The sequence below is a fragment of the Stenotrophomonas sp. AG209 genome, assembly GCF_003550055.1.
Taxonomy (GTDB): Bacteria; Pseudomonadota; Gammaproteobacteria; order Xanthomonadales; family Xanthomonadaceae; genus Stenotrophomonas.
The window spans coordinates 807715-828335 of sequence record NZ_QXDB01000001.1; the positions used below are offsets into that span (position 1 = coordinate 807715).

The 20621-nt window shown below is 64.9% G+C and carries 19 protein-coding genes, 1 tRNA gene and 2 pseudogenes; 13 read left to right on the forward strand and 9 right to left on the reverse strand.

Going from position 1 to position 20621, the window contains the following annotated elements; genetic code table 11:
* The first annotated feature begins 33 nt into the window (after nucleotides 1–33).
* Nucleotides 34–2175, forward strand: coding sequence for a TonB-dependent receptor (locus DFO63_RS03775; RefSeq protein ID WP_119006464.1), 2142 nt, complete (start codon nucleotides 34–36; stop codon nucleotides 2173–2175).
* 54 nt (nucleotides 2176–2229) lie between these two features.
* On the opposite strand, the gene DFO63_RS03780 is transcribed toward DFO63_RS03775, so the two are convergent.
* The gene (locus DFO63_RS03780; protein WP_049444324.1) at nucleotides 2230–2511 is read right to left on the reverse strand and encodes a hypothetical protein; all 282 of its coding nucleotides are present in this window, start codon (nucleotides 2509–2511) and stop codon (nucleotides 2230–2232) included.
* A gap of 210 nt (nucleotides 2512–2721) precedes the next feature.
* On the opposite strand from DFO63_RS03780, the gene DFO63_RS03785 reads away from it, so the two are divergent.
* From DFO63_RS03785 to DFO63_RS03815, 7 genes are all read left to right on the forward strand, one after another.
* Nucleotides 2722–3396: a response regulator transcription factor gene (locus DFO63_RS03785; protein WP_049444326.1), complete on the forward strand. Its 675-nt coding sequence runs from the start codon at nucleotides 2722–2724 to the stop codon at nucleotides 3394–3396.
* Nucleotides 3396–4745: a HAMP domain-containing sensor histidine kinase gene (locus DFO63_RS03790; protein ID WP_119006465.1), complete on the forward strand. Its 1350-nt coding sequence runs from the start codon at nucleotides 3396–3398 to the stop codon at nucleotides 4743–4745. Before DFO63_RS03785 ends, DFO63_RS03790 begins: the two co-directional genes overlap by 1 nt.
* A 319-nt stretch (nucleotides 4746–5064) precedes the next feature.
* A complete protein-coding gene (locus tag DFO63_RS03795) occupies nucleotides 5065–5487 on the forward strand; it encodes a hypothetical protein (RefSeq protein ID WP_259337399.1) in 423 nt (140 codons plus the stop codon).
* Nucleotides 5488–5622: 135 nt separating this feature from the next.
* Nucleotides 5623–6822, forward strand: coding sequence for an efflux RND transporter periplasmic adaptor subunit (locus tag DFO63_RS03800; protein WP_119006467.1), 1200 nt, complete (start codon nucleotides 5623–5625; stop codon nucleotides 6820–6822).
* The gene (locus DFO63_RS03805) at nucleotides 6822–8789 is read left to right on the forward strand and encodes a MacB family efflux pump subunit (RefSeq protein WP_049444332.1); all 1968 of its coding nucleotides are present in this window, start codon (nucleotides 6822–6824) and stop codon (nucleotides 8787–8789) included. The genes DFO63_RS03800 and DFO63_RS03805 overlap by 1 nt, the downstream gene beginning before the upstream one ends.
* Nucleotides 8790–8880: 91 nt before the next feature.
* Nucleotides 8881–9267 carry a hypothetical protein gene (locus tag DFO63_RS03810; RefSeq protein ID WP_049444334.1) on the forward strand — a complete coding sequence of 129 codons (387 nt, stop codon included), beginning with the start codon at nucleotides 8881–8883 and terminating at the stop codon, nucleotides 9265–9267.
* Between the two features lie 30 nt (nucleotides 9268–9297).
* Nucleotides 9298–9675, forward strand: coding sequence for an EF-hand domain-containing protein (locus tag DFO63_RS03815; protein ID WP_049444336.1), 378 nt, complete (start codon nucleotides 9298–9300; stop codon nucleotides 9673–9675).
* Nucleotides 9676–9804: 129 nt separating this feature from the next.
* Here DFO63_RS03815 and DFO63_RS03820 read toward each other — a convergent pair whose 3' ends face one another.
* From DFO63_RS03820 to DFO63_RS03840, 5 genes are all read right to left on the reverse strand, one after another.
* Nucleotides 9805–10260: a hypothetical protein gene (locus tag DFO63_RS03820; protein ID WP_049444338.1), complete on the reverse strand. Its 456-nt coding sequence runs from the start codon at nucleotides 10258–10260 to the stop codon at nucleotides 9805–9807.
* A 96-nt stretch (nucleotides 10261–10356) separates the two neighbouring features.
* Nucleotides 10357–11682, reverse strand: a complete 1326-nt coding sequence (locus DFO63_RS03825; RefSeq protein ID WP_049444340.1) for an XVIPCD domain-containing protein — start codon at nucleotides 11680–11682, stop codon at nucleotides 10357–10359.
* A gap of 24 nt (nucleotides 11683–11706) precedes the next feature.
* Nucleotides 11707–12570 (reverse strand): hypothetical protein, encoded by an 864-nt coding sequence (locus DFO63_RS03830; protein WP_119006468.1) that lies wholly within the window; start codon nucleotides 12568–12570, stop codon nucleotides 11707–11709.
* A 76-nt stretch (nucleotides 12571–12646) separates the two neighbouring features.
* Nucleotides 12647–13054, reverse strand: coding sequence for a hypothetical protein (locus DFO63_RS03835; RefSeq protein WP_119006469.1), 408 nt, complete (start codon nucleotides 13052–13054; stop codon nucleotides 12647–12649).
* Nucleotides 13055–13541: 487 nt separating this feature from the next.
* On the reverse strand, nucleotides 13542–13889 hold the full coding sequence (locus tag DFO63_RS03840) for a helix-turn-helix domain-containing protein (protein ID WP_014037677.1): 348 nt from the start codon (nucleotides 13887–13889) through the stop codon (nucleotides 13542–13544).
* 101 nt (nucleotides 13890–13990) lie between these two features.
* On the opposite strand from DFO63_RS03840, the gene DFO63_RS03845 reads away from it, so the two are divergent.
* On the forward strand, nucleotides 13991–14980 hold the full coding sequence (locus tag DFO63_RS03845; protein ID WP_049444346.1) for an MDR family oxidoreductase: 990 nt from the start codon (nucleotides 13991–13993) through the stop codon (nucleotides 14978–14980).
* Between the two features lie 174 nt (nucleotides 14981–15154).
* Entirely contained in the window at nucleotides 15155–15469 is a 315-nt protein-coding gene (locus DFO63_RS03850) for a hypothetical protein (RefSeq protein ID WP_246864215.1), read from the forward strand.
* 53 nt (nucleotides 15470–15522) lie between these two features.
* Here the strand turns inward: DFO63_RS03850 and DFO63_RS03855 are convergent, their stop codons facing one another.
* Entirely contained in the window at nucleotides 15523–15732 is a 210-nt protein-coding gene (locus DFO63_RS03855) for a hypothetical protein (RefSeq protein ID WP_101766421.1), read from the reverse strand.
* A 188-nt stretch (nucleotides 15733–15920) separates the two neighbouring features.
* Here DFO63_RS03855 and DFO63_RS03860 point away from each other — a divergent pair, with 188 nt between their 5' ends.
* Both DFO63_RS03860 and DFO63_RS22305 read left to right on the forward strand, forming a co-directional pair.
* Nucleotides 15921–18671, forward strand: a complete 2751-nt coding sequence (locus tag DFO63_RS03860; protein WP_049444350.1) for a UvrD-helicase domain-containing protein — start codon at nucleotides 15921–15923, stop codon at nucleotides 18669–18671.
* Between the two features lie 25 nt (nucleotides 18672–18696).
* Nucleotides 18697–18873: pseudogene (locus DFO63_RS22305) on the forward strand (integrase core domain-containing protein); the annotation flags it as partial.
* Nucleotides 18874–18957: 84 nt separating this feature from the next.
* Here the strand turns inward: DFO63_RS22305 and DFO63_RS03870 are convergent.
* The gene (locus DFO63_RS03870; protein ID WP_049444351.1) at nucleotides 18958–19668 is read right to left on the reverse strand and encodes a hypothetical protein; all 711 of its coding nucleotides are present in this window, start codon (nucleotides 19666–19668) and stop codon (nucleotides 18958–18960) included.
* A 194-nt stretch (nucleotides 19669–19862) separates the two neighbouring features.
* On the opposite strand from DFO63_RS03870, the pseudogene DFO63_RS22310 reads away from it, so the two are divergent.
* A pseudogene (locus tag DFO63_RS22310) lies at nucleotides 19863–20293 on the forward strand (IS3 family transposase); the annotation flags it as partial.
* Nucleotides 20294–20430: 137 nt separating this feature from the next.
* Here DFO63_RS22310 and DFO63_RS03875 read toward each other — a convergent pair.
* Nucleotides 20431–20520: transfer RNA gene (locus DFO63_RS03875), tRNA-Ser, on the reverse strand.
* Nucleotides 20521–20621: the final 101 nt, after the last annotated feature.

Here is a 20621-nt window from a genome sequence, read left to right on the forward strand (position 1 = left end):
ATCTTTCTCATTTGCAGCCGACCGTGACCGCTCATGCCCCTTCCTCCCCCTCTGAAGCCCGCGCTCTGCTTGGCGCTGTCCCTTTCCCTGGCTCCGCCTGCACTGTCTTCCGAGGCCCCCGCTGACGCCCCGAAGGATCTGGACAAGGTCGAAGTCCGCGGCCGCGCGCAGACCCTGTACCGCGCCAGCGATGCGGCCGTCGGCACCCGCACCGATACCCCGCTGGAACTGGTACCGCAGTCGATCCAGGTCGTGCCGCGCGAGCTGATCGACGACCAGGCTGCGCGCCAGGTCACCGATCTGTACCGCAGCATCAGCGGCATCAGTTTCTTCAGCTATGCCGGCGTCACCCTGCGCGGTTTCCGCCAGGAGAACGTGCTGTACGACGGTCTGCGCGGTGATCCCTATGCAGGCTTCTCGGTGCCACAGCTGTTCAACATCGAACGCGTGGAAGTGCTGAAGGGGCCAGCCGGTGCGCTGTATGGCGGTGGTGATGCCGGCGGTGTCATCAACTACGTGACACGCAAACCCAAGGCCACCGCCGAACGCCGCATCGAGTTCCAGGTGGGCGACAAGGACTTCCGCGCCGGATCGATCGAAGGCATCGGCCCCGTGAATGCCACCGGCAGCATTCGCTATCGCGCCGGCCTGTATGCCGACGGCGAGCAGGGCCTGCGCTGGAATGCCGACAGCGAAAGCGTGATCGGCGATGCATCGCTGGCCTTCGACGTTGGCCAGACCGGCGAACTGGTGCTGCAGTTCACCGACATCACCCAGAACCTGGGCGGCAACCGCCTGCGCGGCGTGCCGGTGAACGACGCCGGCAGCTTCCTGACCGACCGCCGCTGGAACCACAACGAAGCCAGTGATTTCCTCGACATGCGCGCCAGGGTGGCGCTGGCGCAGTACCGCTTCGCACCGCGCGACAACCTGGACGTGGACATTGCCGCGCGCTGGTTCAGCAACAACGAGCACCAGATGTACCACGAGCCGATGGGGCTGATTGATCGTGACCGTGACGGCGTGGCCGAGTGGATGACGCGCCAGCTGCGCAACCAGATCCGTGACAACGAGGCCTTCACCGCCAGCGGCAATGCCATATGGCGGATCAACACCGGCCGTATCGAACACAAGGTGCTGTTCGGTGCCGACGTGTATCAGCTCGACGCCGAATTCACCGCGCAGACCGCCAACAGCGCCGACCTGGCACGCGGCGCCGGCCCGGTGCGCGGCATCGATCTGTTCAACCCGATCTATGGCGCAAGCACCTGGCACGACTACAACCTGGCGACGCTGCCCTGGCGCAGCACCTCCACCCGCAGCAAGCGCTACGGCGGCTATCTGCAGGATGAGCTGGCACTGGGCACGCGCTGGCACGTGCTGGCCGGACTGCGCTGGGACGGCTTCAAGGATGAGGACCGCATGGGTGGCAGCAGCGTGGACGGCAACGATCTCAGCTGGCGCCTGGGCACCACCTTTACCGTGCGGGACGGCCTGAACCTGTATGCCAACGTCGCCAGCGGTTTCGTGCCGCAGAGTGCCGCCAACCAGAACCCCGCGGCCGGTGGACCGTTCGATGCCGAGCGCAGCAGGCAGTGGGAAGTCGGCATGAAATCCCTGCTGGCCGACCGCGTGACCTTGAACATGGCGGCCTACCGCATCGACCGAAGCAACATCGTGCAGGCCACCGGTGAAGTACGGAACGGCGTGAACCAGCTGGCCGCGCTGGGCCTGGTACGCAGTACGGGCATGGAACTGGACCTGCTGGCCGACATCACCGAGCGCTGGGTGGTGAACCTGACCTACGCCTACAACGACGCACGGGTGAAGGATGCTGGACCGAATGGCATCACCAATGCCTCCGGCGACCGCTTCGCAAATGCGCCACGCAACAAGCTCGGCCTGTGGACGCGCTACGACCTGCCATCGATCAACTCTGCCATCGGCTTCGGCGCCGATCATGTCGGCGAGCGTGTCAGCCTGGATGGGCAGGCGGTGAAGGCCTATACCGTGTTCGACATGAGCTGGAAAACCACGTGGAAGCAGTGGCAGTTCCAGGCCAACGTCAAGAACCTGTTCGACAAGGTATATGCGGCCAGCGGCTTCATCGAACGCAACGGGCATTTCCCGGGTGAGCCGCGGCGGGTGTATGTGCAGGCAGCCTACAGCTTCTGACGCTGCGCGGCAGAGCGCGCCAAGGGGAGGTGCAACCCACCTCCCCTGCCCGCGTCAGTGTGAGCAGGACACCAGCATCGAGCGGGTGGCCATCTGGGTGGAGGTGAACCCGTTTTTGTTGCCCACGGCGATGGCATTGCCGTCGTCGCCATCCTTGCTGAAGACCACATAGCCGCTTGGGCACATCTGCCCGGCCTTCTCGTAGCAGCCACTCCAGGAGCTGGAGCCGCTGCAGTCGATGGAAACGCCACGGCGTCCATCGGGGGTGACGGTCATCTTGGCGGTGGTGCAGCCACTCAGCGCGGCAACGAACAACAGCGGGACGAACAACTTCATGGGCACTCCAGGGGTTGGGGATAAGCGGACGAGCGCCAAGGCTGGAGTGCCCGGATTGCGCGAACCTTGCGCCGGGTGGTCCGCGCCGCAGCGGTGTTGCGGCGTCACCGGCAGGGCTCGAAGGCACGCCATGTTCACGCAATGTTCCTGTAATACGGTGCCGGCGCGTTCAGACGCCCCCTGAGTTCCCTTCCCGCCCGATTCCCGCCGATGCACATCCTGCTGATCGAAGACGAAGCCGAACTGGCCGCCACCTTGAAGTCTGCCCTGCAGCGCGAGCGCTACGTGGTGGATCTGGCCAGCACCGTGGCCCTGGCCCGCGAGGCTGCTCTCTCCGGATCGCACGACCTGGTGCTGCTGGACCGCACCCTGCCCGATGGTGACGGTCTGGGGCTCATTCCCGTGCTGCGCGGACGCAATCCCGGAGTGCCGATCATCGTGCTCAGCGCGCTGGGGCAGTTGCCGGACCGCATCGCCGGCCTGGATGAAGGCGCCGACGACTACCTGGCCAAGCCCTTCGCGCTGGAAGAACTGTTCGCGCGGATCCGCGCGGCCGGGCGCCGTCCGAGCGGCATGCAGGTGGAGCCGGTGAGCATCGGCCGGCTGCTGTTCGACCCCACCTCGGGCGAGGCCAGCGTGGGCGGACAGCGGCTGGAGCTTCCGCGCCGCGAGATCCGAGTGTTGGCGGCCCTCGCCCGCCGGCTGGGCCGCACCGTGCTGCGCGAATCCATCGAGATGGCGGTGTACGGCTTCGACGACGGCATCCATTCCAATACGCTGGACTCGCATGTCTCACGCCTGCGGCGCAAGCTGGCCGACGCCGATGCGGGAGTGGAAATCCATGCCATCCGTGGTGTCGGCTATCTGATGCGGGAAACGAAGTAATGGCGCGTCGTCCCTCACTGAAGCGCCCGCTGATCGTCAAAACGCTGATCTACCAGCTGCTCGCACTGCTGGTGGCGTTCTTCGCATTGCTGATGGTGCTGGTGCGTGTCGACAGCGGCGGCTACTACACCATCCAGACCTTCGCCCCGGTGGCGGCAGAGGCCGTTCACCGCGACAGCAAGGGCGAACTGTATGTGCAACACACGCCGGAGCTGGCCGAGCTGCTGAAGATCGTCCCCGACGCGTGGTTCATCGCCGAAGATGAGCAGGGCCACCATGTGACGTTCGGCCACGTTCCGCCCGCCTACGCATCGCTGGTCGGCGCCCTCGACGGCATTCCCTATGGCGACCTGCGCGGACGCGGCCGCAACGATGGCCTGGCCGTGGTGATACGCCAGCACAGCGGCCCGGCCGGCAAGCTGACCATCATGGCGCATGGCGAAACCGATTCGCTGACCTGGCAGATGGCGCTGGCCGCACACATCATCACCCTGCCGATCTTCCTGCTGCTGGGCCTGGCCACCATCATCCTGACCCCGATCATCGTGCGTCGCGCCCTGGCCGGCGTCGAACGCATCGCACAGGAAGCCCGCAACATCTCCGCCAGCCGTCGCGGCATCCGCCTGACAGAGACCGCCGTACCGGTAGAGATCGCCCCCCTGGTGACCGCGGTGAACGAAGCGCTGGACCGCCTGGACGAAGGGCACGAACGGCAGCGCCGCTTCATTGCCGCCGCCGCCCACGAGTTGCGTACGCCCATCGCCATCCTGCGGGTGAAGATCGATGCCACCGACGATTCCACCTCGCGCAGCCTGGCCGTGGAAGTCGCTCGGCTGGCAACGCTGGCCGAGCAGCTGCTGGACCTGCATCGCATGGAAGCCGATGGGCCCAAGGACTCCCTCAACCTGGCGCGCGTGGCCAAGCGGGTCGTCGCCGATCTGGCCCCCCTGCTGATCCAGTCCGACAAGACGGTCGCCGTGGTGGTGGAACCGAACTTCCCGGTGCTGGGCGAGTCCGGCGCCATCGAACGGGTGCTGTCCAACCTGGTGCTGAATGCCGCCGAGCACGGTGGACGCCACATCATCGTGCGCGTACAGGGCAGCTGCCTTGAGGTGGAAGACGATGGCCCCGGCATTCCGGTCGACCAGCGCGAACGCGTGTTCGAACCCTTCCAGCGCCTGCGCCCCCGGCAGACCGGCGCCGGATTGGGCTTGAACCTGGTGCGGCAGGTGATCGACCGCCACGGCGGCCACGTCACGATTCTGGATGCGCCCGGTGGCGGCGCCCTGATCCGCGTCGAGTTCCCCCTGCATCCAGGCGTCACCAGCACGTCGGCGCCGGCGAACTGAGCGCATCCCCTCCCCGTGGATGACTACCGGCTGTCCACGCACAGCGATCGCGATTGATGCGCAAGGTTGCGGCAATGTTCGCTGCCCAGCATCCAGGTGAGCAGCACCGCTGAAGGTACTGCGTCCGGATCTGACAGGAAGCCTGCATGTGACACAGGGAGCTTCTCCACCGCCCTCTTCCACACCCACCCCGCCTCCACGGAATGCGCCCAGCCTGACCGCCGCAGCGTGGAACTGTCGGGCGCATGCAGGCCGCGCGCGTGGGCTGGAACACTGGCCGCACTGGCTGCGGATGATTCCCGAACGCGAGCGGGCAGGCGTGCTGATCCGCCTGTTCGCCGCGCTGTTCCTGCTGCTCCCAGGCCTTGCGCTGGTGGCTTCCGCGTATCGGCACGCGCACGCAACGGCCACCGCCGTGGTGGTGTTCGTCGCCGTGCATGCCGCACTGCACATGCTGGCAGTGTGGCGGGGGGCTGCACCGCGCCCGGTTCCCCCGCTGCTGCGGTCCCTCGATACGCATGCGGCCGCCGTGATGCTTGCTGCAACGCTGATGATCATCGCGATCATCGCCGCCACCGCAACGCTGCCCGTTGCGGTCTGCGCCGTGCTGCTGGTCGGCGCGTTGTGCCAGCTTTCGACCCTGCCCACGGCAGCGCAACGCCTCCGCCACGTGCAGTTGGCGCTCGGCAGCATGCTCCAGTTCATCGCGATGGCACTGCTCACGCAGGGCGCCGCCTACTGAAACGCCCGCACCTCCGCAAGGTTCACGCAATCTGGCGCACTGAGACTCGACGGCCATCCCCGCCTGCCCTGCCGGCGTGCACTCCCATCTGTCGCGAGGACTCACGATGCCCTGTCTTTCCTGGATGCTGTGCCGATGAGCGCCGCACCGCGCAACCGCCGCCGCGTGCTGATCATTGCGGCCGCAGCCCTCTGCACCCTGTTGGCGCTCTTCGCCTGGCTTCGGCCCGCACCACCACCGCAACTACAGCTGGCACCGGTCACCCGCGGCAACATCGAACAGGTCGTGGAGGCCACCGGAACACTGAAGCCCTCGCGGCTGGTGAGCGTGGGCGCGCAGGTCTCCGGCCGCATCGAAACCCTGCATGTGAAGTTGGGGGACAAGGTAAAGGCGGGCGATCCGATTGCCGATATCGATTCGCGCACCCAGCGCAACGCGTTGTTGAGTGCGCAGGCGGCACATCGCACCGCGCGCGCCAACCGCGATGCGCTGGCCACCGACCTCCGCCAGTACCAGCTGACCCTGCAACGCCAGCAGGCGCTGGTTTCAAGGCAACTGGTCGCGCGCGCAGACTACGATGCGGCCAAGGCCAAGGTCGATGCCACCCGTGAACAGATCGCCGCGCTCGATGGCGAGGTGGTGCAGCGGCAGACCGATGTGGATGTGGCGCAGACCAACCTGGGCTACACCCGCATCACCGCGCCCACCGATGGCACCGTGCTGGCCGTGGTCGCTCGCCAGGGCCAGACCGTCAACGCGGTACAGAGTGCACCGACCATCGTGATGCTCGGCAACCAGGACGTGATGACCGTCTACGCCGAGATCTCCGAGGCCGACGTGGTCCACACCGCACTGGGACAGGAGGCGTTCTTCACCATCCTGGGTGACAGTGACCGACGTTACAGCAGCACGCTGCGCGACATCGCACCGGCACCCGAGTCGATCACCAACGAAGACACCTCCGGCTTCGCGCCCGGCAGCGCTTCGGCGGGCGCCAGCCGTACGGCCATGTACTACAACGGCCAGTTCGACGTGGACAACGCCGATGGCCGCCTGCGCAGCTACATGACGGCGCAGGTACGCATCGTGCTGGGGCGTGCCAGGGGCGTGCTGACCATTCCCTCGGCCGCGCTGGGTGCGCGTGCCGCCGACGGCAGCTACAGCGTGCGGGTCCGCGGCGCGGATGGCCACCCTGCCCCGCGACGCATCACCACCGGGCTGGACGACCAGATCAACGTGGAAGTACGCAGTGGCCTGCAGGAAGGCGAGCAGGTGGTACTGGCCCAGACCGGCGATGCCGTCGCCGCCGCAGCCGCAGCCGCCGCACAGCCATGATGGACACAGAGAAGGACACGCCGCTGCTGCGCGTGCGCGGCATCCGTCGCGAATTCGCAGCGGGCGAACAGACCCTGGTCGTGCTCGATGGCATCGACCTGGATATCCGCGCAGGTGAGCTGGTGGCCATCGTCGGCCAATCCGGCTCGGGCAAATCCACCCTGATGAACATTCTGGGCTGCCTGGACAGGCCCTCGTCCGGCGCGTATCAGATCGCCGGTCGCGAGACCGCGCAGATGTCGCCGGACGAGCTGGCCGAGCTGCGCCGCGAGCACTTCGGGTTCATCTTCCAGCGCTACCACCTGCTGACCGACCTGACCGCGCTGGGCAACGTGGAAGTGCCGGCCATCTACGCCGGCCAACCCAGCGCCGAGCGCCATGCCCGCGCCCAAGCCCTGCTTCAGCGATTGGGCCTGGGCGAACGCATGCTGCATCTGCCCGGCGAGCTGTCCGGCGGGCAGCAGCAGCGCGTGTCGATCGCGCGCGCGCTGATGAACGGCGGTGCGGTGATCTTCGCCGATGAGCCCACCGGCGCGCTGGACACCCAGTCCGGCAAGGAGGTGATGAAGATCCTGGGCGAACTGCACGCCGAAGGCCATACGGTGGTGCTGGTCACCCATGACATGGCCGTGGCCGAGCATGCGCAGCGCATCATCGAGATCCGCGATGGACGCATCGTCGACGATCGCCCCACCGCTGCCGCGACTGGCCTCGCCAGCAGCATCGCAGCCACCCTGCAGCCGCGCAGTGAAGGCACCGGCTGGCAGGCCCTGCGCGACCGCTTCAGCGAAGCCTTCCGCATGGCCCTGCGCGCGATGAACGCGCACCGCATGCGCACCTTCCTGACCATGCTCGGCATCATCATCGGCATTGCGTCGGTGGTCTCGGTGGTCGCACTGGGTACCGGCGCGCGCCAGGCCATCCTGTCCAACATCGCTTCGCTGGGCACCACCACCATCGAGGTCTATCCGGGCTCCGGCTTCGGCGATGTGCACGCTGCACAAGTCGAGACCTTGACGCCCGGCGACAGCGCGGCGCTGGCCGGGCAACCGTTCGTGGACAGCGCCACGCCCGGCGTCGCCAGCAGCGGCACTGCGCAGCGTGGCAACCGCTCGGCCAACGTGCAGATGCAGGGCGTGAGTGAGCAGTACTTCCGCGTGCATGGCCTGAAGCTGGGGCAAGGCCGCTTCTTTGGCCAGCCCGCCGTCGCCGGCTACCAGCAGGTGGTGGTGATCGATGCCAACACGCGTGCACGGTTCTTCGCCGCGCAAGAAGACCCGATCGGCCAGACCCTGCTGCTGGGCAATGTCCCGGTGCGGGTGGTGGGCGTGGTGAAGAAGGAAGCCGGCGCCGTCGGCGATGCCTCGCTGCTGCAGGTCTGGGTGCCCTACACCACCGCCATGGCGCGCATGCTGGGGCAGAGCCATGTGTCCAGCATCACCGTGCGGGTGTCCGACACCGTGGGCATGCAGGCCGCGGAGGCCGCCATCCGCCGGCTGCTGGAGCGACGCCACGGGCGGCAGGACTTCTACATGAGCAACAACGCGCAGATCCGCACGTCGATCGAGCAGACCACCCGCATCCTGACGCTGATGATCAGTTCCATTGCCGCCATCGCGCTGGTGGTGGGCGGTATCGGGGTGATGAACATCATGCTGGTGTCGGTGACCGAGCGCACCCGCGAGATCGGCGTGCGCATGGCCGTGGGCGCGCGCCGCAGCGACATCCTGCAGCAGTTCCTGATCGAGTCGGTACTGGTCTGCCTGCTCGGTGGCGTGCTCGGCATCGGCGTGGCGCTGGCGCTGGGGGCAGTGCTGGCACTGGCCGACATCGGCTTCTCGCTGGTGTTCTCGACAACCTCGATCCTGGCCGCGTTCGCCTGCAGCAGCCTGATCGGCATCGGCTTTGGTTTCCTGCCGGCGCGCCGTGCGGCGCAGCTGGACCCGGTGGAGGCGCTGGTGCGCTGAACGAGAGGCGGCCAGCGCAGACGACTACAGGTTCGCGCAATGTCCGAGCGCTGTACTGGCACGACCGACACAGCCGCACAGGAGCGGAACGATGTTTCAGAAGACAGGACGTACAGCGTTGCTGCTGGGTGCCGCACTGCAACTGCTGGTGCTGCTGCCCTACGCGGGCCAGGCTCACGCACAGTACCGCGATGGTTACCGCTCCGGCTGGGACCAGGGCTACCAGGTCCGCCAGCGCGAAGACTGGGAGCGCCGCGAGCGCGAGCGTGAGCGCGACCGGCGCGACGATGCCAAGGCCAAGCGCGTGGTGGTGGGCGTGGTCGGCGCAGCGGTGGTGGCTGGCGTGATCGCCGCCGCGGCCAAGCGCGAGCGCGAGACCCGCGAGCGCGCCGACTACTGCATGAACCGCTACGGCAACTACGACCGCCGCAACGACACCTACCGCGGTTCGGATGGCTACAGCCATCCCTGCCGCTGACCTGCCCTGCATCCCGAAGGAACCGACCGCATGAACAAGACGCTACTCATCATCGCCCTGTGCGCCGCACCGCTGATCGGCCACGCCGCCAGCGACGACCCGAAACAGGCCTATATCGACTCCAGCTTCGCCGTCATGGACAGCAACGGCGATGGCCACATCGACAAGGCCGAGTACGCGAAGTACCAGCAAGCACGCTTCAACAGGCAGGCAGATTCCATCGACGCCGCGTTCAAGGAAATGGATGCCGACAAAGACGGGAAGATCAGCAGGAAGGAAGCCGCAGTGGTGCCGGAAATCGCGAAGTATTTCGCGGGGCTGGATACTGATGGCGATGGCTATCTGTCGCTGAAGGAGATGCAGCAGGCCATGGTGGCCGCACAGACCGCGGATGCCCCGGCGAAGTAGCCCCCCGGTACCGGATGCCACGTCGCATCGCTTTGGCAGGTGCCCCCCCCTGGTGGGCACGGCTCCGTCACCGCGCGCGAGGGCCAGGATGCCCACCAAGGTGGGCATCTACCCGCCAGCGCGCGGCGCTCAACGCACCTTGTACAGCACCGCCGCACCCGGGCGCGGCTCGAACGCCGGAACCGTCTGCTGGGAGAGGGCCGTGCCCTTGGCATCCCACACCAGCGTTTCCACCGGGTACTCATCCTTGCGGGTCATCTGGTCGATCTTGGCGACAACCACCGTCGCAGCCGCTGGCACCTCCGGATTCCAGCCAAATACACCCACGCGGCCGTAGAACACTGCGGGTGCAGAGGCATCCAGACGGCGGTCCGGGCACATCACCAGGCCACGGTCGAGCATGACGCGCAGCGCGCCCACCGGTACCTTCTTCACCGTAGGCGCCGTGCGCTCGGTGCTGTGGCCTGGGCAGACGTTGGCGGCGCGGGTGACCATGTCTTCGGCCACCTGCCGGTCGGATTGGGCGAAGGCCAGGGCCGGGGCCAGGCAGAGGCCCAGCAGGACAAGCGGGGACGTCCGGGTCATTGCAGGTTCCTGTGAGGGATGCCAAGCGAACTTAGCAATGCCCGCGCACCGAGTTGCAAAGACCGCGTGAGGCAGGGGCTACGGCAAGCCCGGACCCTAGCCCATGCGCATGGCCGGGGTGTCGCGTGCCTGCACATCGATTTCCTGCTGATGGCGCTGCGCATGTGCCTGTTCACGATCCGCACCGACGGCCTGCAGCGCCTGCAGTGACTGCTCGACTGGTGTCTGCACTGCCCGGTCCGTGGGCATGGAGGCCCGCAGATGCGCCGGATCATTCAACTCGCCCTGCACCACGAACACGTTGCGGCCGGCCGGGTGATCGGCGGTCTGCGCGCTCAGCAGCACATGGTCGGCACGTTCGAGCTGGTTGCGGCGCGCCAATGCCATGACGCTCGCCACGAGGCGCTCGCTGTTCTCATCATGGGTTCGCCCAGCACTCGCATCGATCGCGGCCACGCCTTCGCGCACCTGCTGCATCAATGCGTACTCACGATGGCCGGGACCAATGTCGGCCAGACGGATCGGTGCCTGTGCGGGATCCGGCACGGCGTCCACCGCTGCGGTAAGCGGGCTGCGGGTAATGGTCCGGTACGGGTCGTCCGGGTGGAACTGGGTCCGCTTCTCCTGCCGCTCCAGACGAACCTCGCGGGCGTCGTTGAGTTCGGCGATACGGGCGGGATCGGTGATCTCGCGCAGCGACATGTGGCCGCCGCCTGCACTGACGCTGACCCACTTCCTGTCCGCTTCGAAGTACATCGCGTAGTAGCTGTTGCCACCGATGACGTTCGGATCGACCGCCGAGCGGCCCTCCAGTGCCTGGGTGGCTTCCAGCACGCTCAACCGGGTCAGGTACTGCCCGCCCTTCGCCCATCCCATCTGGCTGATGGCATCGACGCTGGTGTTGCCTACGCGCGGGCCCCCGGCGTAGTCATTGTTGAGCATGTTGGTCCAGATCTGCTCCAGCTTCTCGGGGCCGCTCTTGTCCGAGGCGGCTTGCAGGAGCACTCGAGGAGTCCAGCAATTGGGGTCCAGTCTGTGCTGCTCGAAAGCGCGGTCATGAGCGAGCATGACGTCAGCACCAGGCAGATTCAGCGCGAGATCCGCACGTCCGTTTCCCATCCACGCCTGTCGAAGCTCCAGATCTTCCCGCAGCAGTGTCCGGCCGAATGCCTCCCACTGGCGCTCGCTCAGCTCAGCATTTGGAAAGCGCGAACCTTCGTCATTCTGAGATCTGGCATGGCTTTGCGCGTAGGCATTGGCCACGCGTCCAGGCAAACTGTCATTACGTACCACACCTAGTGCCAGCGTACCGTAGCCGTCCGAACCCGGCAGTTGCGACAGGTAGTTCCAGTACAGCTCACGATTACCGGCATCCGCATAATCGATGAGGATTCTGATGTCCTTCTGGGTCAGGCCGCTCATTGCTTTCTCCTTGAGCCTCGTCGTTTAGCGTGTCCGTGCTGCAGCAAGAACATCGCGAACAGCATCTTCCATGCGCTTCCAGTCCTTCAAGAAAGCTCGCTTGTAATGCAGGGAGATGGATAGGCTGTCAGAGATATCGACAAAGTAGTGAACGCATCCGGCAGCCACAGGATCGTCCAGATCAATGACCTCATCATGCGTCAGGCGCACTCCGTCCCCCAGGAACGTTGCGCTATCGCACTTGATGAAGCTTGTCAGCCCCCCGGCACCGTCCCGTGCAACATACCAGTCGCGCTCGAATGCCGGATTGCGGACAGGCGGCTTCCCATACCGGGCCTCATACTTCTTCGCGTACAACACCATCTTCCCTTCATCGATTGCATAGGGCGTCAGGCCCAAGGTCTCCGGCTGTGCGACGCGTTGATCGAGACGGTCCCTGGGATCCTCCCTTTCCACAGAGCCTTCCTCCGTGATGGCTTCATTTGAGGAAAGCCTTGAAAGCGAAGTCTCAATTGGAATGCGATCAATGTAGTTGATACGGACAGCAATCTCCTTGCGGAAATCATTCGTACGAGGATTCGCCCGGGCACCCGGAGCCGTCGGCGTCATGTCTGGCCACTCGATGACCAGCGTCACGCCCTCACCGGGCCACGGTGCGATCTGGCTGTCCAGGTAGTTGGCCGGAATGCGGAAGGTGTTCGGCCCCAGCTTCACGTCCACGGGGGCATCGGTATAGGTGTGACCGTTGATCGTGCGGCCGGTCTGGATTGCGCCGGACATGGCGGGATTCCTTTCGTGTTCGGTGGACGGCGGACGTGCACACGCGCCGGCACTCACTACGACGGCAAGCGCGAGCGTCAGGCAACGGCCGGGAGACATCACGTGCATGGGCATTCCATTGCAGGGTTCCGGCGCCACTATAGGCAACCAGACGTCAACGGAACAGGAACCGCATCGCAGCCCTTCACGGCACCAGGCAACGTTCGACCTGCAGCGACAGCACCTGGCAGGCGTTGAACAGGCCCTCGACCACGGCTGCGGAGGGGCAGCAGGCAGGATCGTCGTTCTCACGTGCCACATGCGCGGTGTGCAGTACCGCGGTCAGCGCCGTGATGCCCGACGCGCTGCGGGTCGCCAGGGCCATGTCGAAGGCACGGCCGGGGCTCAGGCACATTTCACTCCAGGCCTCACCATCGGCGCGCAGGTTCCTGCCGTGGCCTTTCAGGTGTGCAAAGAATGCCGACGGCGTGACGAGATCGGCGGATTCGCGGAGCGCGTCCTCCAGCGTTTCGGCCAAGGCAGCAGGAAGATCGCGCACGGCGGCACCGAGCAGCGCGTGCAGGCGGGGATGTTCGGGAAGACGTTCGGGCATGACGGCAACCTCACGATGTGGCCACCTGCAGATGCAAGGTGGCGGACGGTGCGGGTTGGCGTGCCGGATACATGATGCAAGAAGCCGGCGGATCGAGAGATCCCCACGCACCGTCCGCCATGAACTGGCAGACGATGCATTGTCACGGTTGCAACTCTGGCTGCAACCGTGACGCCGCGCATCATGTACGTTCGGGACGCCAATCCCGGCCACGGCGAATGCCTTGGCGCGGCCATGGTTACCGCCCCGAACCGGCGATGGAAAGCAGGAAAATCCCCAGCGATCGCGCTGTTACGTTGGTTGCGTCAGCGGATGTCGAGTTGTCCATCGGCTGACGCGCTTCGCCAGCAGACGACTCCCGCCAGCGTGCACTGCCCGGGCGCCCTATCCGCCGTATACGACACACGTGCTGCCGCCACCAAAGACCCGTCGGTGGCCGTGCGCGTTCGCAAAACCGGGATGCGGCATGTGCAACGCCGCTCAGCCTTCAGCTATCGCCCTGGGTACTCTGATAGCCGCGGTAGGTTTCACCCCACTCGCGCATGGCCAGCAGCACCGGCACCAGCGTGCGTCCGAACTCGGACAGCTCGTATTCCACCTTCGGCGGCACTTCCGGGTACACGTGGCGGATCACCACGCCGTCGGCTTCCAGCTCACGCAGTTGGCTGGTCAGCATGGACTGGGTGGCGTTGGGCACCCGCCGCGTCAGTTCCATGAAACGCCGCTTGCCCGTCATCAGGTGAAAAAGAATGATCGGCTTCCACACGCCGCCGATCACCGACAGCGTGACTTCCACGGCACAACCGCTCTTGCCATCCCAACGCTTGCTACGCATGCATACTCCGGAAAACCATAGTACCTACGGAAAATCATCGTTCTTGTTGCGATAGAGGCGCGAGCCTAGCATGGCCTCATCCGGTGAATGTGAGCCCCTCCATGACGTTCAAAGCACTGCTCGCCTGCAAGACGAACAACCAGGTTTCGACCGAACTGGTCGATTTCGATGAGGCCGACCTGATGGACGGTGATGTCCTGGTGCAGGTCGAGTACTCCACGCTCAACTACAAGGATGCGCTTGCCCTCACCGGCAGGAGTCCGGTCATCCGGACGTTCCCGCTCATTCCCGGCATCGATCTGGCAGGCGTGGTGCTGGAATCCAGCAGGGCCGACTTCAAGCCAGGCGACCGCGTTGTGCTCAATGGCTGGGACCTGAGCATGGGCCACCACGGCGGCCTGGCACAGCGCGCCCGCGTGCGGGGCGAATGGCTCAACCGGATTCCCGGCAACCTGAGCACCCGCGACGCCATGGCCATCGGCACCGCTGGCTATACCGCCATGCTGTGCGTACTGGCCCTGGAACATGCTGGCGTGACGCCCGACAAGGGCGATGTGCTGGTGACCGGCGCCAACGGCGGTGTCGGCTCGATCGCAGTGGCGATCCTTTCAAAGCTGGGCTATCGCGTGGTGGCCGCTACCGGGCGCCCGGAGCATGCTGAGTATCTGCACAACCTGGGTGCAAGCGAAATCATCGACCGCGCGCAGCTTTCGGAACCGCGCGACCGGCCGGTGAGCGCCGAACGCTGGGCCGGCGTGGTGGATGTGGCCGGCGGCCCTACCCTCGTCAACGCCATCGCCGAGACCAAGTACCGCGGTGCCGTGGCCGCGTGCGGCCTGGCGCAGAGCGACGCGCTGCACGGCTCGGTGCTGCCTTTCATCCTGCGCAACGTGACACTTGCGGGCGTGGATTCGGTGAATGCACCGCAGGACGTTCGCCAGCGCGCATGGGATCGCCTCGCTACCGACCTGGACCCGCAGAAGCTGGAAAGCACGGTGCAATTGATCGGGCTTGCGGACGTGCTGGACGTGTACGAGAAGATCATCCCCGGTCAGGTGCGCGGCCGCATCGTTGTGGATGTAAATGCCTGAGCGGATGACCGCAACGGGGCTCGATGGATGGGTGTAGATGGAGGGCTGCAACGCGCCTTCCATGCTGCAGCGAATGGTGAACCTGCCGTGAAACATGCGGCGCGGCAGTGGTCTTCGGCCATCGCCGGTCGCATACGCTCAGGCTCCCACCGCCGCTGGACTCCCGACATGCCAATGACCGCATTCGCGCTTGCCGCCGCACTTTCGGGCCTGCCCGACATCGACTGGGAGCGCCAGCGCGCCGAGGACGCGCACCAGCTCATGCTGTGCCAGATCCATCGCGATGAGTTGCAGCAGGCCGAGGGAAAAGACGATGCCTACCAGCGCGCAAAAGCGGTCTGCGACCTGCTGGCGCGGGACTACAGGAACAGGTGGGATTTCGACGCACAGGATGCACTGGCGGCATCGGCGGTGGATCTGGATGAGCTGATCCGGCGTGGCGACGCGGTTGAAGTCCCCCCTGCAAAGCGGGATCGTGCCTACGAGTGATTCAGCAACTGCTGATTCAGCAACTGCCGCTGGCGCTGCCGGTTTCCGAACGCCTAAGGGATCCGGCCCGGCGCCCGTGCCAAACGCAGGATCCCATCCGGCGGAATGACGGTGCCATCATCCATCACGATCAGCATGTCGGAAACTTCGCCCTCGTGCCCTTGCTTCGCGGTGGTCACCAGGATCCTCAATGGATCCGTCCGGATATCGTAGCCACCACCGATGTGCTTCAAGGTTCCCACGCGGTCCCAGTCGATATCCATGGCCAGCTCCTGGATCCAGACGCTCCATGATGCCATGCGCCAGGCAATTGAGCGGGCAGCAATGGACGGCTCCCGCACTCACCCCGCCCGCGTGTGAAAGGCCACATGCAACGTCAAGGCCCCTTATCATGCGGGCTTAGGGGCTCTACATGCCCGGTTGACGCTTGCAAGGCAGTACCTGGATGTCTATGGAATGGCGCCCCTCGATCTGGGGCCAACGTGTGACTCGTTCGCCACACTGGTGGCTGCGGCTGGATGGCGAAAGCATCGAGCTGAACGTCGCCGGTCAGCAATACCGGCAACGCTTGGATGACGATCACAGCGTGCAGGTCATTCCAGGGCTTTTCTGGTCGCGGGTCGAGCTGAAGACAGAAGGCGCACTGAGGCTGTCGGTGGACGGGCTTGCCAACGCGCAGGCGTCCCGGCTTGCGGCGGCGCTGCAGCAGGTGCGCTTTGCGCGCACCACACGCGGGCGCAAGGCTCTGTTTGACACGATCTTGGCGCAGATCCAGGCGTGGTTGAGCGCCGCGGACGCCCTCATCGATCGCGGCCGTGCCGGCCGCCGCTGGATCACCCACGAACAGCAGCAGGCGCTGCTGGCCGAACGTTCCTCCCTGCCGCTGCAGCCGGCGGAGCTGGAGCAACTGTTCCTTGATGAAAGCGTGCATGGCGACCTGCATTCGCACAGCCATCGTGCTGCGCTGGATGCCCTGCACGACTGGCAGTTGGACTGGCCCGCCACCTGGGCCGAGGCCAACGCGACCATGGCAACGCGTGAGCGGGTGCTGGCCAAGGACTTCCTGGACCGGGTCGAGAGCAAACCGCTGACCGAGGAACAGGCCCGTGCCGTCATCTGCTTCGACAACCGGGTGCAGGTCGTGGCCGCGGCCGGCTCTGGCAAGACCTCCACGATGGTCGCCAAGGCCGCTTATGCCATCGATCGTGGCTTTGTCGAACCCGAACGGATCGTGATGCTCGCCTTCAACAAGGACGCCGCCAAGGAGCTGGAAGCGCGCGCACAGCGATGCTTCGACCGGCTCGGCATGGGCGATACCGTGGTTGAGGCCCGGACTTTCCACGCCCTCGGCCTGTCCATCATCGCCAAAGCCACAGGGCGCAAGCCCGATATCCCGGAATGGGCGGTCGACGCGACGCTGGGCTTCAACAAGCTGGCCGAACTGGTGGACGACCTGAAGGACCGCTCGACCCACTTCCGCACCCAGTGGGACATGTTCCGCCTGGTGTTCGGGCGCGACCTTCCGCCGTTCGGTGCCGACATGATGGCCGATGGCTACGACCGCGATGGCACGCCCTACATGCGTACCCTGCAGGGTGAGCGGGTGAAGAGCCTGGAAGAGTGCGTCATCGCCGACTGGCTGTTCTACAACGGCGTGGCGTACGACTACGAACGACGCTACGAGTTCGACACCGCGACAGATACCCACCGCCAGTATCGTCCGGACTTCTACTATCCAGACGCCCAGCTGTATCACGAGCACTTTGCGCTGGATGCCGATGGCCAGCCGCCGAAGCACTTTGCCAACTACAGCGAAGGCATGCACTGGAAGCGCCAGCAGCATGTGACGCGTGGCACCGCCCTGGTCGAGACGACGTCGTTTGGCCTGCGCAGTGGACATGCCCTGCAGGACCTTGCGGAGCGGCTTGGCGCGTCTGATGTCGAGCTGGACCCGAACCCGGACCGCGAACTGCCTGATCAGGGCGCCAAGCCGATGCCGGATGCGGACCTGATCGGCTTGATGCGCACCTTCATTGCCCATGCCAAGAGCAACTGCCTGACGCTGGACGATATGGCGGCGCGCCTGCGGCAGATGCCCGAGGATCAGTTCAAGGAACGCTACCGGCGCTTCCTGGAAATCGCCGGGCCGGTTTTCCAGGCCTGGGACAGCGCGCTGGCTGACGAGCGCAGCATCGACTTCGAGGACATGCTCAACATGGCGGCCGGGCTGCTGGAACAGGGCCACTATGAATCACCCTACGAACTGGTGATGGCCGACGAATTCCAGGACGCATCGCGCGCCCGTGCGCGCCTGTGCCGAGCGCTGGTCAGCCAACCGGGCCGCCATCTGTTCGCGGTGGGCGATGACTGGCAGTCGATCAATCGCTTCGCCGGTGCCGACGTTTCGGTGATGACCGGATTCCGCGAGTGGATGGGCCATGGCCAGGTGCTGAAACTGGAGCAGACGTTCCGTTGCCCGCAGGCACTGTGCGATGTGTCCAGCCGCTTCATCAGCCGCAACCCCACGCAGATCGCCAAAGCAGTTCGCTCAGCTGCGCCGGCAACGGGTCCAGTACTGCAGGCGTTCCAGATGAACCGGCGTGAGGAGGTGCAGGATGGTGTTCGCCAGTACCTCGCCAAGCTGCATCAGAAGCTGCTGTCCGGGGCCGTTCCACAGGGCCGCAACGGGCGTGTGACGGTCTTTGTCCTGGGGCGGTATCGCGCGGATCGCGGTGCAGTGCCTTCGGATTGGAAGGCGGCCTTCGGCAGCACGATGGACGTCGAGTTCCTGACCACACATCGATCGAAGGGGCGCGAGGCGGACTACGTGATCCTGCCGGGCATGATCAACCGCAGCTTCCCGAGCCTGCGCGCGGATGACCCGGTGCTTTCGCTGGCCATGCCGGATGGGGATACCTATCCGCTGAGCGAAGAACGGCGGTTGTTCTATGTCGCGCTGACGCGTGCGCGACGGTCGGTGGCGATGTTCACCCTGCAGGGCAAGCACTCGCCGTTCCTGGATGAGCTGGTGAAGGACGGCGCAGTGGAAGTGACCGCGGTTTCAGGCGCGGCCATCCACGAAGAGCGCTGCCCGGTGTGCAAGGTGGGCGTGTTCGTGGACCGGAATGGGCCGCACGGGGCTTTCCGGTCGTGCTCGAGTTATCCGTTGTGCCATAACAAGCCGAAGGGTGGGCGTCGTTAGTTTGTCGGATTCGTCCCGGAGGGCGAACGTCTACGTCGTGAGGTTCAGCGGCCGCCCTTACGTCGAATGCCTCAACGAGCGCAGTTTTCCCAAACTGCTGCATGCCCACGTCGAGCTCGAGATCTGGCGAGGGAAATACAACGAGGAGCGACCGGCGAAGCTCATGGGCGACCTGACACCGGCGGCCTATGCCCAACAGTTGGCGGCCAAAGCCACTACGAAGAAATCTGGACTCCAAAGGACCCCGCTACTGAAAGCGGGGAACGTCGGATGTTGGGAGCGGGGTCTATCTTCGTGATGAAGCACGACTCACAAAAGCCGGCTTTCTTGTGTTTTCCTCTCGCTTCGCTCGCAAGACGTCATAGAGATCAGGCCAGTACATGAGTGGCTCGCTGTCAAAGCCCCTCCAGATGAATAGCATCAGGGGCGTCCCCAGGAGCAAGAGGACAACCAGATAAGTCCAAATCCAACGGTCAGCCCACACTGAGAGTAGTGATTGGTCCGCCCAACACCAACTCGCAGCACTCAGTGCCATGCATGCAATGCTATTTCGCACCGTCACCAACCAAGCTCGCTCTTCCTCCCGGTGCTTTGCCAAGCAGGCCTCAAGTCTGGCTAACCATTGATGGTCCGGATGTACCATGAGGTGCTTCATTGCCTGAAATTGCGTGACGTATCCCATGGGCGGCGACGAATCATCCCGCTCGTCGACCGGAAGCCGCTCTTGGATCGCAAGAGCGATAGGAATGAGGCCGAACTGGACCACTATCTGCACCATCACTGCACCGACAGATAATGCAAGCCCGAAGACCACAATCAAAACGAGGGCAAGACCGGGGCGCTCCGTCAGCTCGCGCAGTGAAATCTCAACAATGCTCTTGTGCCAAATCATCGCTGACGCGAAGTCCGAAGCCAAGGCGAACGCGCTCATCCTGAGCACAAATGGGAAGTCGCTCAACTTTTCCAGAAGCGACCACTTCGAAAGATCCAGATTCAAACCCAACTCCTCGCTGATGACAGCTCTATTTACCGAAGTGGAGAAGCAATCGCACTTCTACCCAGAAATGCAGTAGTCGGCCTGGTCGCAGCGAACTTGATACCGCGTCCTTGAGTTCCATGGCTTTTCCAGCTCCTTGCCAGATCAGATCCGTCCAGACATCAATTCGTGTCGCAAGCAAACGGAACGCGATTTTTTCGAGATGTGGCAACGTTCTTTGCAACGGAGGCATCCTGAGCAATCGGGTAATCGAACGACGCCGCGATGGGTTTCCGATTCGACTGATGGGCCGCTGCGTGAGGGTATCGGCCAGCCGCTACTACGAGTGGGGTAAAGCACCCTGCGAGCGCCCGGCAAGTCGACAATGAGCGCCGCTCGTACGGATACGCGAACTACACGAAGGCAGCCGCGGCACGTTGGGGGCTGGCCGCATGTGCGAAGACCTGGCTGAAGAGGGCTAGACTGCCAGCCTCCAACGAATGGCGCGCCTGATGACAGCCAACGGCCTGCACGGCTGGCCTCGCACCCGCGTCGCGGGAGGCGTGCAGGTGCGGCCGTGACGCCGCCAGGCGTGAGTGATCTGATTGAGCGCAATGTTCTCGCACCGGAGCCGGCAACCAAGTGGACCGCGTGCGGCATGGCTGAAAGCGGACATAGACCGCTTCAGCGCCGAAACAACGAATCCACAGAATGCGGGCGAAAACATGGAACGAGCAACGTGGAACAAAAAACCCGCTGCAAACAGCGTCTTAGACATTGTCTTGGCGGAGAGAGTGGGATTCGAACCCACGGAAGGTTTAACCCTTCGCCGGTTTTCAAGACCGGTGCCTTAAACCGCTCGGCCATCTCTCCAATCGGGTCCCGGTCGCCCGGGCAGCGGCGTATTCTCGCACGTGAAGGGCATTTGCCCAAGACCACCTTGCTCCTGCCCTCCGCATCCGGCACGGTGGGGG

Coding starts and splice junctions, on each gene's coding strand:
- DFO63_RS03775 (WP_119006464.1), top strand. CDS start 34: ATGCCCCTTCCTCCCCCTCTGAAGCCCGCGCTCTGCTTGGCGCTGTCC.
- DFO63_RS03815 (WP_049444336.1), top strand. CDS start 9,298: ATGAACAAGACGCTACTCATCATCGCCCTGTGCGCCGCACCGCTGATC.
- DFO63_RS03860 (WP_049444350.1), top strand. CDS start 15,921: ATGGAATGGCGCCCCTCGATCTGGGGCCAACGTGTGACTCGTTCGCCA.
- DFO63_RS03840 (WP_014037677.1), bottom strand. CDS start 13,889: ATGCGTAGCAAGCGTTGGGATGGCAAGAGCGGTTGTGCCGTGGAAGTC.
- DFO63_RS03790 (WP_119006465.1), top strand. CDS start 3,396: ATGGCGCGTCGTCCCTCACTGAAGCGCCCGCTGATCGTCAAAACGCTG.
- DFO63_RS03835 (WP_119006469.1), bottom strand. CDS start 13,054: ATGCCCGAACGTCTTCCCGAACATCCCCGCCTGCACGCGCTGCTCGGT.
- DFO63_RS03855 (WP_101766421.1), bottom strand. CDS start 15,732: ATGGATATCGACTGGGACCGCGTGGGAACCTTGAAGCACATCGGTGGT.
- DFO63_RS03825 (WP_049444340.1), bottom strand. CDS start 11,682: ATGAGCGGCCTGACCCAGAAGGACATCAGAATCCTCATCGATTATGCG.
- DFO63_RS03785 (WP_049444326.1), top strand. CDS start 2,722: ATGCACATCCTGCTGATCGAAGACGAAGCCGAACTGGCCGCCACCTTG.
- DFO63_RS03845 (WP_049444346.1), top strand. CDS start 13,991: ATGACGTTCAAAGCACTGCTCGCCTGCAAGACGAACAACCAGGTTTCG.
- DFO63_RS03810 (WP_049444334.1), top strand. CDS start 8,881: ATGTTTCAGAAGACAGGACGTACAGCGTTGCTGCTGGGTGCCGCACTG.
- DFO63_RS03780 (WP_049444324.1), bottom strand. CDS start 2,511: ATGAAGTTGTTCGTCCCGCTGTTGTTCGTTGCCGCGCTGAGTGGCTGC.
- DFO63_RS03850 (WP_246864215.1), top strand. CDS start 15,155: ATGACCGCATTCGCGCTTGCCGCCGCACTTTCGGGCCTGCCCGACATC.
- DFO63_RS03800 (WP_119006467.1), top strand. CDS start 5,623: ATGAGCGCCGCACCGCGCAACCGCCGCCGCGTGCTGATCATTGCGGCC.
- DFO63_RS03830 (WP_119006468.1), bottom strand. CDS start 12,570: ATGCACGTGATGTCTCCCGGCCGTTGCCTGACGCTCGCGCTTGCCGTC.
- DFO63_RS03820 (WP_049444338.1), bottom strand. CDS start 10,260: ATGACCCGGACGTCCCCGCTTGTCCTGCTGGGCCTCTGCCTGGCCCCG.
- DFO63_RS03805 (WP_049444332.1), top strand. CDS start 6,822: ATGGACACAGAGAAGGACACGCCGCTGCTGCGCGTGCGCGGCATCCGT.